We start from the raw sequence: 13,375 nt of genomic DNA on the forward strand, positions 1-13,375 counted from the left end.
CACGACGGAGTCGCGTCACGGACGATACGTGCGTGCCGTTTCGTCGTCCCCGGGGCGATCGTGGCCATTCCGCCCAGGGTGACGAAACGAACGGATCGGGCCCGGAAAGGGTCCGCTCCCGCTCGGCGATGGAACGCTCAGAGGGTGCTCACACCGGGCTCCGGGTCCGGAACGGGGACCCGCCAGGTCAGCACCGTGCCTGTGAGCTCGCCGCGCCGCGCGGTGAAGCCGCCGCCCAGCGCCCGGGCACGCTCGTCCAGATTGCGCAGACCACTGCGGCGCCCCTCCTCGGGCAGCCCCACACCGTTGTCCGTGATCGTCAGTGTCAACGCGGTGGGTCTCCCGGTCACCGCCATCTCCTCCACGACGACCGAGACGTGCACCTCCGTGGCGTGGGCGTGCCGGGCCACGTTGGTCAGCCCCTCGCCCAGCACCGCCAACAACTGCTCGCCGACCTCGTCCGGGACCAGTGCGTCGATCGGCCCGTCCAGGCTCACCCCCGGATGGCAGCCGAGGCTGTGCGCGGTGTTCTCCGCCAACCTCAGGATCCGTCCGCGCAGGGAGGTGTCCCGTCGGCTCGGCGGATTCTGGAGGTCGAAGATGGTCGAGCGGATCTCCCTGATGGTGCCGTCCAGCTCGTCGATGGTGCGCTGGACCCGTTCCTCCGCTTCGGAGGAGCCGATCAGGCGGACCGTGCTCATCAGGGTCATCGCCGAGGCGAACAGACGCTGGATGACCACGTCGTGCAGGTCCTTGGCGATGCGGTCGCGCTCCTCCAGCACCACGAGCCGCTCGGTGTCCCGACGCGCCTCGGCCAGCTCCAACGCCACCCCGGCCTGGGCCGAGAACGAGTGCAGCATCCGTCGGATGTTGGAGTCGAACGGGGCCCGCTCGGTCAGTTTGCCCAACAGCAGGACCCCGCGCGTGTTACCGGGCGTGCCCAACGGCACGAGCAGCCCCGGGCCGTAGCCCCGGTGCGTCAGCATCGGGCAGTTGGCCTGGTGCAGATCGGGGATGGCCATGGCCTCGCCGGTCTCGTACACCCGGCCGCAGGCGGAGTCGTGGATGTCCACGGGGGTCCCGAGGATCTCCTGGGCGATGGGCCCGTCGGCGATCTCGGCGAACAGGTGCCCCCGCGCGTGCGGGTCCGGCAGCATCACCACGGCGGTGTCCGCCCCGGCGATCTCCCGGGCCTGGGCCGCCATGTAGGCCAACACCTCGTTGGTGTCGGCCCCCGACAGCAGCCGGGTGGTGATCTCGGTGGAGGCGCCCAGCCATCGTTCGCGCAGCCGGGTCTCCTCGTACAGGCGGGCGTTCTCGATGGCCACGCCGGCGGCGGTCGCCAGCGCGGTGACCATCGCCTCGTCCTCCCGGTCGAAGTCGCCGCCGTTCTCCTTCTCGGACAGGTAGAGGTTGCCGAACACCTCGTCGCGGACCTGGATCGGTACCCCGAGGAACCCCGCCCTTCCGGGGAGGTCGTCGGAGAGGTGTCCCAGGTCCGAATGGTCGGGAAGGTCGGAGTAGTGGAGCGCCGAACCCCCGTGGGAGGGCGCGCTCGGCACGTTCGGGGCGCGGCCGATCCGTTCGGCCTGTTCCCGGCTCAGTCCGACGGCGATGAACTCGGTGAAGCCGCCGTCCTCGCCGATCACGCCGAGTCCGGCGAACCTGGCGCCCGCGAGGTGGGCGGCGGCCTCCGTCAACCTGCGCAGGACGGTGGCCAGGTCCAGGTCGCCACCGATGGTCAGTACCGCCTGGAGCAGGGAGTCCACCCGTCCTTGGGCGGACAGTCCCGGGTTCGTTCGGGAACGCATCTCGGCGAGAAGCTCGCCCAGGGGTTGTGGGGACACCAGGGGCCGTGGGGACAACCGGTGGCTCTGAGGGATCTCGGTCATGTGTGGGTCAACCTCCGCAGAGCCGTTGAGGGGTTGAGGGCTAATAGTTGAATTGTCGTTGGTTTTTTCCCGTTTTGCCACATCTGGGTGCTCAGAAGTCGGCAGGGAGGGCGGATCAATTCCTTCGGAAACGGGGACGGGGGGCCGGTAATTCATGCTAACGTCGCGGTCAGTCGGCACACGAAGGCCTCTGCGACCTGGTGCCGAACGCCCGGAAGATCATGTTTCCGGTGCCATTCACATGAACCCCCACAAGTTGTCGGCCCCTCGTTCGTCGGGGGAGGACCCACAGCACGGCGGAAGGAAACCCCCGGTGTCTGGATACCACGGTACGGTCGGCGCCACCGGCGTCCGTCCCTCCGTGTGCCCGGAACCACTCCGTAGGGCCCTCCTGTTCGCCGGTCTGGTCATGGGGATCCTGTTCACCGTGTGGCTGACCTCCGGCTCGGCCCAGGCCGAGGAGCTCGTGCTCACCGAACCCGCCCTGCCCACCGGGCCCTCCGTCGTGGAGGGCGCCGAGACGCTGGGCGGCTCGATCGGTGACACCGTCACCGCCGTGGGGGAGCGGGCGACCCGGACCGTCGAGGACGCCTCCAAGACCGCTCGCGCGGTCGAGAACGAGGCCTCCGAGCCCGTCCGGACCGTGCACGACACCGTGCGGGCGGCCTCCACGCCGTCCGTCGAAGGACTCCCCGAGTCTCTCGCACCGCTCACCGGCCCGGTCTCCGACCCGGCCCCGGCGTGGAGCGAGAGCCCGGTCGAGGTGGAGAAGCCCACCGAGACCGAGGAGAGGACCCTCCCCGACGAGGGGACCACCGACCCCGCGACGACCGAAGCGCCCGAGCCGCCCGAGGCCCTGGTGGCCGCGGTCGCGCCCACCGGTGAGAACGTCGTCCACGACGAGGGCGACGATGCCCGCGAGGTCGTCGAGGACGGTCTCGACCGTATCTCCGCCGGTGCCGGCGCTCCCGCCACCGCACCGGCCCCCGCCTCGGGCGGAACCGCGACCGGCCCCGCCGTCGCCGGCTTCCTCAACGCCGTCTCCGCCCCGGCGCCCATGCCCGGCCTGTTCGAGGCCGCCCGGCACGTCCTGCGCTCGGCTCCCGCCGAGTCCACGGACGAGCCCACCTTCTCTCCGGACTAACGGACCACCCACCGGTACCGCGCCGGGCCCTCGACGGCCCGCCTCCGCGCGACCGGTCCCCTGGCACGCCTTCCCAGCCGGGAGCTGGGGGTTGACGTGAGCCCCGTACCTCATCGACGAGGTTCACGTCAGCCGGTGGTCCGCCAGACCTACCGACTGTGTCCGGTCCGACCCGCACCGCCTCTTCCAGAGACGCGACGGGGAGTCGACCGGAGGAGCTCCACCAGAGCACGACCGGATCCCGAACCCCTGGCCAGGGGGACGGACCCCGGCGACGGAGCGGGAGACCGCCCCGTCGGAATCAGCGACACGGACACGAAACACACTCCGGAAGGACTCTCATGTTCCACACCGCCCGTACCTCCGCCCGGACCATGCTGGTGGCCGCCGGCGCCGCCGGATTCGTCGCCCTCGGGGCCGGGATCGCGGGAGCCGACACGCTCGGCGGTGTCACGGACGGCCTCCCCCTGGGAGACCTGGGATCCCAGGTCCCCACCGCCCTGACCGAAGGCGTCGGTACCCCTGTCGGCGATCTGATCCAGGTCGAGCCCGGCGACATCTCCGCACAGCCCGATGTCCGGCACCAGTCGGGCAGCCCCACGGACGCGATCGGACACGTCGTCGGCGACGGCGTCTCCGCCCAGGCCCCGGTGGAGACCGGGAAGGACAACTCCACCGGTGTCGGCCCCCTCGACCTCGGTGAGACCACCGAGAGCCTGCCGCTGAACGGCGCCGGCGAGACCCTGCCCCTCAGCGGGGGTTCCATCAGCCCCGTCTCCTCCCTCGTGGACGCCCTGTCGCGGGTCGGCGGCGGCGACATCCTGCCGATGAGCGACACCGACACCAAGCTCCCCTACGTCGGCGACACCGTCACCGAACTGGGCGACGGTGTCGGCCGAGGCGTCCAGGACACCTCCTCGCACCTGACCGGCACGGACGCCCCCGACCTGTCCCAGGTCGGCGAGGTCGTTCCCATGAGCGGCCCGGTCGGCCTCGACGCCGGTGAGAACGCCGACCTGACCGGTGGGATCACCACGCTTCTGCCCTCGGACGTCGACGAGACCCTGCCGATGAGCGGTAGTGGCGACATCGACGTCGCCGGGGTCGCCGACACGGTCGGTTCCCTGGTCGAGTCCGGGCCGGGCTCCGTCGTCCCCGTGGAGGGCGAGACCCTGCCCCTGGCCGACGGCACCACCGACCTGATCCCGTCCGACGTCGGCGGCGACCTGGTCGGCGTCCAGGGCCTGCCCGAGCTGGGCGAGCCCGAGATCGGCGGCGGGCCGGCCGCCCTCCCCGAGGCCACCGAGGCCACCGGGGTCGGCGGGGTCACCGACGCGCTGCCCGGTGACCTGAACCTGCTCGAAGGGCTGGGCCTGCCCCTGCTCTGATCCGAACGTGCGCCCGCCGTTCACGGTGGGCGCACCGTCCTGGGCGGTGCGCGCGTGACCACCCCCGTCGATCGGGACGCCAATGGGGACTGTGGGGGTTCCCGGCGTGTACCGGCGGTTCGGGTCGAGTCCCCGCCGCCCGGGACGACGACGCGGCCCCGGAGGGGGTTCCGGGGCCGCGTCGCTCATGGTCCGGCCCCCTCCGCTCGCATGGTGCGGAGGGGGCCGGACCTTTTCGTGTCAGTGCTCCTCGCCGGTCCCGAATCCGAGGCCGTCCTGGCACGGGTTGGACGTGGCGTTGCGCCCCTCGCCGGGGCGGGCGACGTCCTGCGAGGACTCGTCGGGGTCCACGTCCGCCTCGGCCTCCTCCAGGGCGGAGGAGTCCGCCGGGGTCGGAGAGGCCGTCGGAGGCTCCTGAGGGGTGGGGCCGTCGTCGGCGGCGAGCAGGGCGGGGAGCGGGCGGTCCTCCCGGATCGCCTCGAACAGCTCGGCCGCCTCCTCCTCGTACCACATGACCCGGTTGGGGTCGTAGGGCGCCTGGTACCAGGGCACGGTGTGGAACTCGATGTCGGACAGGTCCACGTCGGCCATGGTGACCGCGATGGACAGCATGCGGTCCAGGGAGAGCTCACGGTCGGTGGCGCTGTGCCGGGCCACGGCCTGGAGGATGCCGTTGAGCTTGCTCGGGCTGGTCAGGACGTCGCTGTCGGTCACCTGGTCGGCGAGCGCGGCCATGAACATCTGCTGTCGGTCGATGCGTCCGATGTCCCCGCCGTCGCCGATGTCGTAGCGGGCCCGTACGAAGGACAGGGCCTGTTCGCCGTCGAGGGTCTGATCCCCGGCGTCGAGATCGAGCTTGGAGCGCCGGTCCTGCATCGGCTCGGGGATGCAGATGTCCACCCCGCCGATGGAGTCGACGACGTCGCGGAAGCTGGCGAAGCTCAGGTGGACGAAGTGGTCGATCCTGATGTCGGTGAGCGACTCGATGGTCCGCACCACACAGGGCGGTCCGCCGTGGTACATCGCGGCGTTGATCATGCCGAAGTAGCCGTAGGTGCCCTCGGTCTTGGCGTAGGGGTCGCACTGGGGGAGCTGCACGAGCGAGTCGCGCGGGAAGCTGACCACCGACACCCGGTTCTCGGGGGAGATGTGCGCGAGCATCAGGGAGTCGGAGCGTTCGCCCTCGAACTCCTGGCTGTAGGCGGGGCTGTCCTCCTCGTACCCGTCGGATCCGATGAAGAGGATGTTGACCGCGTCGTTGATCTTGTCCGGCCGCTCTTCGTCGCTGAGCACCGATCCGATGTCGTGCTGGACCATGTCCGAACGCAGATAGCGGTAGTAGCCGTAGGCGGTCGCGGCGCCCAGGCACATGAGGACCGTCAGGGACGCCGCGGTCCAGACGGCGGCCCGGCGCAGACGACGTCGGCGGTTCCGGCGGCCGGTTCCTGAGGTCGCGGGCGCCGCGGCGCCGGCCACGGGCGTCTCGGTCTCCTCGGCGGTCTCCTCCGCTTCGCCGGACCGCTCGGGGCTCTCGGCGGCCGGTTTCTCCGTATCGGAGCCCTCGTCGTCTCCGGGCGCGGAGGCGGCCTCGACCGATGCGGAGGCGTCGTCGGCCTCGGCCGTTCCGGCCTCTTCCTCGGGAGCGTCGTCATCCGCGTCGGATCTCTCCCGGGCGGTGTCCTCGGAGGTGGTGACCGGTCGGTCGACATCGATGACGACGGTCTCCGGGTCCTCCTCCGAGTCCCCGTCACGGGGCGCCGCCTCGTCGGAGGTCCCTTCGGGGTCGGTGCCGTCCGGGTCGTCGACCGGGTCGGAGCCCGCCTCGTCGGCTCCGGGGGCGGGATCCCCCGAATCCCCCCGGCCGTGGGGCTCGGTTTCGGAACCGGTCTCCGGAGTCTCGTCCGGCGTCCGGCCCTCGTCGGGTTCGGTGGAGTTCTCGTCAGCGGTCATCGTGACAATCTCGGTGAGTGCGGACGGCTGGGCGTACCAACGTCGGACACCGACCCGAGAGGGTCACGCGTCCGGGTCCGGGGCAGGTCGGAGGTCGCGCGGGGGGTTGTACGCAGGCTGTCCGGAATCTTGGCCGAAAAGACGTCGAAGGGGTCCGAGTCGCCCTTGGGGGAGGTGGGGACACCACAGGACAAGGGGTGCCGAAGATGCCGGAACCCGCGTGTGGCAGTGATCCTAAGTGAAGTTCGCATCGAGTGCGCGTTCGGGTTGTCCATGCGCGAGGTTCCTGACCACAATTGCGCCGCACAATTCCTTCGCCGGATGCGCGCCCGTGAGCGCCATCCCGCCCGACTTTCTCACGTGTGACCTCGGAAATCACTTCTGACCCGCCGTGGGGTCGTAGGTCGTGAGAGGGGCGTTCCGCCCTTCTGCGAATACCCGTTCCGCCGGGAGCGGACGGCGGGATCAGTCGTCCCAGAAGGCGCTCTCCTTCTCGGCGTCCCGCTTCTCCGCGGGGGCGCTCGCGTTCCGGCCGCTCTTGCCGGTCGCCTTGGGGGCGGCGCTCTTGGTCGTCTTCGTGCTCTTGCGGGCCCCGGTGCCCTTGGTCGTCGTACCGCCTCCGGTGTGCCGGGGGCGCGGGGTCACCGAGCTCTTCTCGATCGGCTCCGAGGGGCGGGGCGCGGACTCGCCCGAGTGGATGCTCAGCGCCTCCTCCTCCACGCTCAGCATCTTGCGCATGAGGGCGGGGACCTCGGGCAGCCGCTCCGCGCGCAGGTGGGAGCCCAGGACCTCCAGGGCGTGGTCGCACAGGAGACGTTTGGCGGTGGCGGCGCCGACCCCGCTCAACTGCTCGACCTCGGGGAGTTCGTGCTCGCGCAGGAGACGGACCACGTCGGCCAGACGCTCGCGTGTCCTGCGGTCGGTCATCGACATGACGGTCAGCTCGGCCTCGCGCAGGAACTCGGTCTTGTCCCCGTGGCCGTCGCGTTCGGCTATGAACGCGCTGGTGAGAGTCCGGGCGGCGGCGCGCGTGGCGGTGCGCAGCTCGGCGCGGCGGATCTGACGGGCGTGCAGGGCGGTGACGACGACGCTGGTGACCAGGCTGACGCCGGCGCCCAGCAGGACGAGCACGACGGGGTTCTCGAAGAAATCCACGGGAGACCTTTCCGGGCGGGAGACCGCACGGGGCAGGGTCACGGGGTGACGGGGGTGTGCGGGGTGGACTCGGGTGCGTGACTATTCGGTAGAAGGGTGCTTCTTGTCAAGTGTCACGACATGGCCGACATCGCGCCGGAGGGCGTCGGCGCAGCTCAAAGGCGTGTCGGCGACGGTGGAGTACGAGGGGGCGAGTCCCGCCCTTTCGGGGAACGTCGAATGAACGTCCGTCGTCCACAGGCTGTGGACGACGGGTGCGATCGACCTCCGCGACCTATTCGGCCAACAGCCTGTTCACGGCGTCCGGGGAGAGCACCCTCTCGGTGACCATGGCCGCGCAGCCGCGCACGCCCGCGTCGTCCCACAGGCGGCTCGGAACGATCCTCAACTGCCGGGTCGACAGCGCCGTGCACTGTTGGAAGACCACCTCGCGCACCCCCGCGACCAGGTGGTCGTAGGCCTCGGACAGGTCTCCCCCGAGCACGATCACCTCGGGGTTGAGCAGGTTGACCGCTCCGGCGAGGGCCTCGCCCAGACGGCGGCCGGCGCCCCTGACCAGGGTGACGGCCACCGGGTCCCCCTCCGTGGCCAGGCGCACCAGCTCTTGGAGTCCGGAGACCTCGTGCCCCTCCTCCGCCGCGAGGGCGAGGAGGCGACGTCCGCCCGCCACCGCCTCCAGGCAGTCGGTGTTGCCGCAACGGCAGGGCAGACCGCCCCCGTCGCTCACCGGGATGTGTCCGATCTCCCCGGCCGCGCCCAGGGCGCCGCGCAGCAGGTTGCCCCCGGAGACCAGACCCGCGCCGATGCCGGTGGAGACCTTCACGAACACCATGTCGTCGGTGTGGCCGTGGCCTCCGGCGATGTGCTCGCCCAGGGCCATCACGTTCACGTCGTTGTCCACCATCACCGGCACGGGGAAGCGTTCGGTGATCAGGGGGGCCAGGGCGACCCCGGCCCAGCGGCCCAGGACGGGTCGGTCCTCGGCCCGGCCGGCGTGGAACTCCACCGTTCCGGGCAGGCCGATCCCCACGCCGCGGACCTCGTCGGGGGAGCGGTCCAGGGAGGCGATCTGTTCGCTCCAGGTCTCCAGGAGCCAGGGGACGGTGGTGTCGGGGCCCTGCTCCATGTCGGGGGAGCCGGGGGTGCGCGTGAGGACCCGGCCGTCGAGATCGCACACCGCGGCCTGGCTGCGGGCCATACCCAGGGCTCCGGTGAGCACCAGGCCGCAGGAGGCGTTGAACTCCAGCAGCGTGGGAGGTCGGCCTCCGCTGGAGGCGGCCCTCGTGCCCTCGGTGACCAGACCGCTCTCGATCAGCTCGGTGATGCGCAGGGCGACGGAGGGGCGGGAGAGGCCGGTCTCCCGGGCGATCTCCGACCGGTTGGTGGCGGTACCGGTGCGGATCATCTCCAGGATGTGGCCGCTGGTGGAGGTGGAGGACAGGCGTCCTGGGGTTCTGGCCATGCCTCATTGAACCATTCGTCCGATCGCGCGGAGCGAAGATCGTGCACTTCTGTAAAGTTATGTTCTAAAGTGTGCTTGGTTTTTGACCATATCGGGCTTACTCTCGAAACGAGTCCAGCGGGCCTGCCTCCCCCACCCCACCTCCGAGACGGTGCGACCCACCCTCTCCTCCCCTTTTCCCCTCCCCTCCCCGCAGGAGCCGACCGAATGCAGTCGCAGCCCCCGCCCCACCCCACCGACCTGGTGATCTTCGGTGGAACCGGCGACCTGTCCATGCGCAAACTCCTCCCCTCCCTCTACCTCCTGGACCGCGACGGTCACCTGGAGGAGAGGACACGCGTCGTCGCGGCCTCCCGGAACGGCCTCACCGACGCCGACCTGAGGGACAAGGCGGACGCCGCGATCCGCGGACACAACGCCGTCCAGGTGGTCGAACCCGAGGTCATGCGCCGTTTCCTCGGCCGCCTCTCCCACGTGAACATCGACGTCGGCGGAGACCCCACCGGCTGGGCCGACCTGGCGGACGCCCTCACCCCCGGACACGACCGCGTCTTCTACCTCGCCGTGCCGCCGATGATCTCGGGCGCCCTGTGCCGAGGGCTGCGCGACGCCGACCTGGTCACCCCCGAGTCCCGCGTGGTCATGGAGAAGCCCCTGGGGCGGGACCTGGCCTCCTCACAGGAGATCAACGACGAGGTCGGAGCGGTCTTCGACGAGTCCCGGATCTACCGGATCGACCACTACCTGGGGAAGGAGACCGTGCAGAACCTGCTCGTCCTGCGGTTCGCCAACGTCCTGCTCGAACCCCTGTGGAACTCCCGCTGGATCGACCACGTGCAGATCACCGTGGCCGAGACCGTCGGGGTGGGCGGCCGGCGCGGCTACTACGAGACCTCCGGGGCCATGCGCGACATGGTCCAGAACCATCTGCTCCAGCTTCTGTGCCTCACCGCGATGGAACCGCCGTCGGCCTACGACCGTGACGCCGTCCGGGACGAGAAGCTCAAGGTCCTGAGGGCCCTGAGGCCGCTCACCGGGGAGAACGTGGCCGAGCACACCGTCCGAGGCCGGTACACGAGCGGCACCGTCCGTGGCGAGGAGGTCCTCGGTTACCTGGACGAGGCGGGCGGTCCCGCCGTCAGCGACACCGAGACCTTCGTGGCCCTGAAGGCCGAGGTGGCCAACTGGCGATGGTCCGGGGTGCCCTTCTACCTGCGCACCGGAAAACGCATGTCGCACGCCCGCTCGGAGATCGTCGTCCGGTTCAAGGACGTCCCGCACACGATCTTCCCCGGGGCCGCCTCGCTGCCGGGCGCCGGCGCCCTCGTCATACGACTCCAGCCGGACGAGGGCATCCACCTCACCATGCCCGCCAAGGTCCCCGGAGCCGGGACGCTGCGGCTGCGCCCGGTCCCCCTGGAGCTCAGCTTCGCCGACACCTTCGCCACCCGCTCGCCCGAGGCCTACGAACGGCTCCTCCGGGACGTGCTGGCCGGCGACCCCACCCTGTTCATCCGCCGCGACGAGGTCGAGGCCGCGTGGAACTGGGTGGACCCGATCATCCGGGCCTGGGACGAGCTCGGTCCCGCCCCGGAGCCCTACCCCGCCGGTGGCCCCGGGCCCGAGGGCGCGCGACGGCTCGTCGGCTCCACCGGTCGTACCTGGCACGAAGAGGAGAACCCCCGATGAGCGAACGACACCCCGACGTCCATCCCGTCGTCGACGAGGTCACCCGGCGTCTCGCCGAACGCAGCGCCCCGACCCGATCGGCCTACCTGGAGCGGATCCGGGAGGCGGTGCGACGAGGGCCCGCCCGCACCTCGCTGGGCTGCGCCAACCTCGCCCACGGCTTCGCCGCCTGCGGGGTCGGGGACAAGCTCGCCCTGTCCGGAGACGTCACCCCCAACGTGGCGATCGTCTCCGCCTACAACGACATGCTCTCCGCGCACCAGCCGCTCGGCGCCTACCCGGAGATCATCAAGGCCGCGGTGTCCGAGGCCGGGGGCGTCGCCCAGTTCGCCGGCGGGGTGCCCGCCATGTGCGACGGCATCACCCAGGGTCGTGAGGGCATGGAGCTGTCCCTGTTCAGCCGGGACGTGATCGCGATGGCCACCGCCGTGGCCCTCTCGCACGACATGTTCGACGGCGCCCTCATGCTCGGGGTCTGCGACAAGATCGTGCCCGGCCTGCTCATCGGCGCGCTGTCGTTCGGGCATCTGCCGGTGGCCTTCGTCCCCGCCGGGCCGATGCCCTCCGGTCTGCCCAACAAGGAGAAGGCACGGGTCCGACAGCGCTTCGCGGCCGGCGAGGTCGGCCGTACGGAGCTCCTCCAAGCGGAGTCCGCCGCCTACCACGCGCCCGGGACCTGCACCTTCTACGGCACCGCCAACTCCAACCAGGTGCTCATGGAGGTCATGGGCCTTCACCTGCCCGGCGCCACCTTCGAGCAGCCGGGGAGCCCCCTCCGGGACGCGCTGACGGCCGAGACCGCCCGGCGCGTGCTCGGCAACACCGCCCTGGGCGAGGACCACGTTCCGCTCGGCGAGCAGATCGACGAACGGGCGATCGTCAACGCGGTCGTCGCGCTGCTGGCGACCGGCGGCTCCACCAACCACACGCTCCACCTGGTGGCGATCGCCCGCGCGGCGGGCATCCACCTCACCTGGGACGACTTCGCCGACCTGTCCGCGGTGGTGCCGCTGCTCACCCGGATGTACCCCAACGGCGCCGCCGACGTGAACCGCTTCCACGAGGTGGGCGGCATGGCCTTCCTGATCTCCACCCTGCTCGACGCCGGGCTGCTCCACGAGGACGTGCGGACCCTGGTCGGTCGGGGGCTGGACCGCTACCGTCGCGTGCCCCGTCTGGAGGGTTCGGCGCCGGTCTGGACGGAAGGGCCGAAGGAGAGCGCCGACACGACGGTGCTGCGCGGGGTGGAGGAGCCCTTCGCCCCCGACGGGGGACTGCGCATGCTCTCCGGCAACCTCGGTCGCGCCGTCGTCAAGGTGTCGGCCGTGGCGACCGAACGCCACGTGGTGGAGGCGCCGGCGCGGGTCTTCGGCGACCAGGCCGAGCTCCAGGAGGCCTTCGCCGCCGGAGAGCTGACCGGAGACTTCGTCGCGGTGGTGCGTTTCCAGGGCCCCAGGGCCAACGGGATGCCCGAACTGCACAAGCTCACCCCTCCGCTGGCAGTGCTCCAGGACCGGGGCCAGAAGGTGGCCCTGGTGACCGACGGACGGATGTCCGGGGCCTCGGGCAAGGTGCCCGCCGCCATCCACGTCTCTCCCGAGGCCGAGGCGGGCGGTCCGCTGGCCCGGGTGCGCGACGGCGACATCGTTCGGCTGGACGCGAACCGGGGCACACTGGAGGTCCTGGCCGATCTCGACGGACGCGAGGACGCCCGCCCGTCGGTCTCCTCCGCCGCGGGGACCGGACGCGAGCTCTTCTCCGTCCTGCGCGGGGCGGTCGGGCCGGCGGAGGCCGGGGCCGGCGTCTTCGGCCTGTGAACCACCGCGTCACGGGGCGGCGTTCCGCGCGCCGCCCCCACGCGTCCATCGATACGGCACGAATCTTGGAGACGACATCATGAGGACCGTCCCCCGCTCCGGTGAGGACCTGTTCGCCCTGGCCCCGGTCATGCCGGTGGTCGTACTGGAGGAGGCCGAGGACGCCGTTCCCCTGGCCCGTGCCCTGGTGGCGGGCGGCCTGCCCGGGATCGAGGTGACCCTGCGGACCCCGGCCGCCCTGTCGGGGATCGAGCGGATCGCGGCCGAGGTGCCGGAGGCCGTGGTCGGCGCCGGCACCATCGTCAACGCCGAGCAGGTCGAGGCGGCCACCGAGGCGGGGGCGCGTTTCCTGGTGAGCCCGGGCAGTACCCCCGACCTGCTCCGGGCCATGTTCGACACCGGTCTGCCGTGCCTGCCCGGGGTCGCCACGGTGTCGGAGGCGATGGCCCTCATGGAGTGGGGGACGACCTCGATGAAGTTCTTCCCGGCGGAGGCCGCGGGCGGGACCGCGTTCCTGAAGTCCCTCGCCGGCCCGCTGCCGCAGGCCCGACTCTGCCCGACCGGGGGCATCACCCGACGGAACGCCCCCGATTACCTGGCCCTGCCGAACGTGGGCTGTGTGGGCGGGAGCTGGCCGGTTCCGGCCGCCCTGATCGCCTCCGGGCGTTGGGAGGAGATCACCGGCCTCGCCCGGGAGGCCTCCTCCCTGCGCACCTGAACCCCATGTGACATGCGCCATAATCGGGAGGGTGAAGCCGAAAGTGCTCGGGGCGTCCGAAAGGGGTGACCTTGGAGCTCTTAGCGGGCATACTGCACTGTCGTCACAGTGGTCGCACACGTGCGCTTCTGTGATCACCCCCCGCATACCCCCCACAATG

The 13,375-nt window shown here is 71.2% G+C and carries 9 protein-coding genes; 5 read left to right on the forward strand and 4 right to left on the reverse strand.

Annotated features, from left to right (window positions below):
- Positions 1-137: 137 nt before the first annotated feature.
- A complete protein-coding gene (locus U9J66_RS13035; protein WP_042284683.1) occupies positions 138-1,892 on the reverse strand; it encodes a GAF domain-containing sensor histidine kinase in 1,755 nt (584 codons plus the stop codon).
- A gap of 313 nt (positions 1,893-2,205) precedes the next feature.
- Between U9J66_RS13035 and U9J66_RS13040 the strand changes: the two genes are divergently transcribed.
- Together U9J66_RS13040 and U9J66_RS13045 are read left to right on the forward strand one after the other, a co-directional pair.
- Positions 2,206-3,036 carry a hypothetical protein gene (locus U9J66_RS13040; protein WP_326337787.1) on the forward strand — a complete coding sequence of 277 codons (831 nt, stop codon included), beginning with the start codon at positions 2,206-2,208 and terminating at the stop codon, positions 3,034-3,036.
- 341 nt (positions 3,037-3,377) lie between these two features.
- Positions 3,378-4,424: a hypothetical protein gene (locus U9J66_RS13045; protein ID WP_017534342.1), complete on the forward strand. Its 1,047-nt coding sequence runs from the start codon at positions 3,378-3,380 to the stop codon at positions 4,422-4,424.
- A 240-nt stretch (positions 4,425-4,664) separates the two neighbouring features.
- Here U9J66_RS13045 and U9J66_RS13050 read toward each other — a convergent pair whose 3' ends face one another.
- The 3 genes from U9J66_RS13050 to U9J66_RS13060 all read right to left on the reverse strand — a co-directional run bounded on the left by U9J66_RS13050 (position 4,665) and on the right by U9J66_RS13060 (position 8,991).
- Positions 4,665-6,374: an LCP family protein gene (locus tag U9J66_RS13050; protein WP_326337790.1), complete on the reverse strand. Its 1,710-nt coding sequence runs from the start codon at positions 6,372-6,374 to the stop codon at positions 4,665-4,667.
- Positions 6,375-6,839: 465 nt separating this feature from the next.
- A complete protein-coding gene (locus tag U9J66_RS13055; protein WP_326337791.1) occupies positions 6,840-7,529 on the reverse strand; it encodes a hypothetical protein in 690 nt (229 codons plus the stop codon).
- Positions 7,530-7,803: 274 nt separating this feature from the next.
- Complete coding sequence (locus tag U9J66_RS13060) at positions 7,804-8,991, reverse strand: ROK family transcriptional regulator (RefSeq protein ID WP_326337792.1); 1,188 nt, start codon at positions 8,989-8,991, stop codon at positions 7,804-7,806.
- A 207-nt stretch (positions 8,992-9,198) separates the two neighbouring features.
- Between U9J66_RS13060 and zwf the strand changes: the two genes are divergently transcribed.
- The 3 genes from zwf to U9J66_RS13075 all read left to right on the forward strand — a co-directional run bounded on the left by zwf (position 9,199) and on the right by U9J66_RS13075 (position 13,215).
- The gene (zwf, locus tag U9J66_RS13065) at positions 9,199-10,680 is read left to right on the forward strand and encodes a glucose-6-phosphate dehydrogenase (RefSeq protein ID WP_326337793.1); all 1,482 of its coding nucleotides are present in this window, start codon (positions 9,199-9,201) and stop codon (positions 10,678-10,680) included.
- On the forward strand, positions 10,677-12,497 hold the full coding sequence (gene edd / locus U9J66_RS13070) for a phosphogluconate dehydratase (RefSeq protein ID WP_326337794.1): 1,821 nt from the start codon (positions 10,677-10,679) through the stop codon (positions 12,495-12,497). Before zwf ends, edd begins: the two co-directional genes overlap by 4 nt.
- Before the next feature lie 79 nt (positions 12,498-12,576).
- Positions 12,577-13,215: a bifunctional 4-hydroxy-2-oxoglutarate aldolase/2-dehydro-3-deoxy-phosphogluconate aldolase gene (locus tag U9J66_RS13075; RefSeq protein ID WP_017534347.1), complete on the forward strand. Its 639-nt coding sequence runs from the start codon at positions 12,577-12,579 to the stop codon at positions 13,213-13,215.
- The last annotated feature ends 160 nt before the right edge of the window (positions 13,216-13,375 follow it).

It is taken from the genome of Nocardiopsis sp. LDBS1602 (assembly GCF_035818715.1).
Lineage (GTDB): Bacteria > Actinomycetota > Actinomycetes > Streptosporangiales > Streptosporangiaceae > Nocardiopsis > Nocardiopsis alba.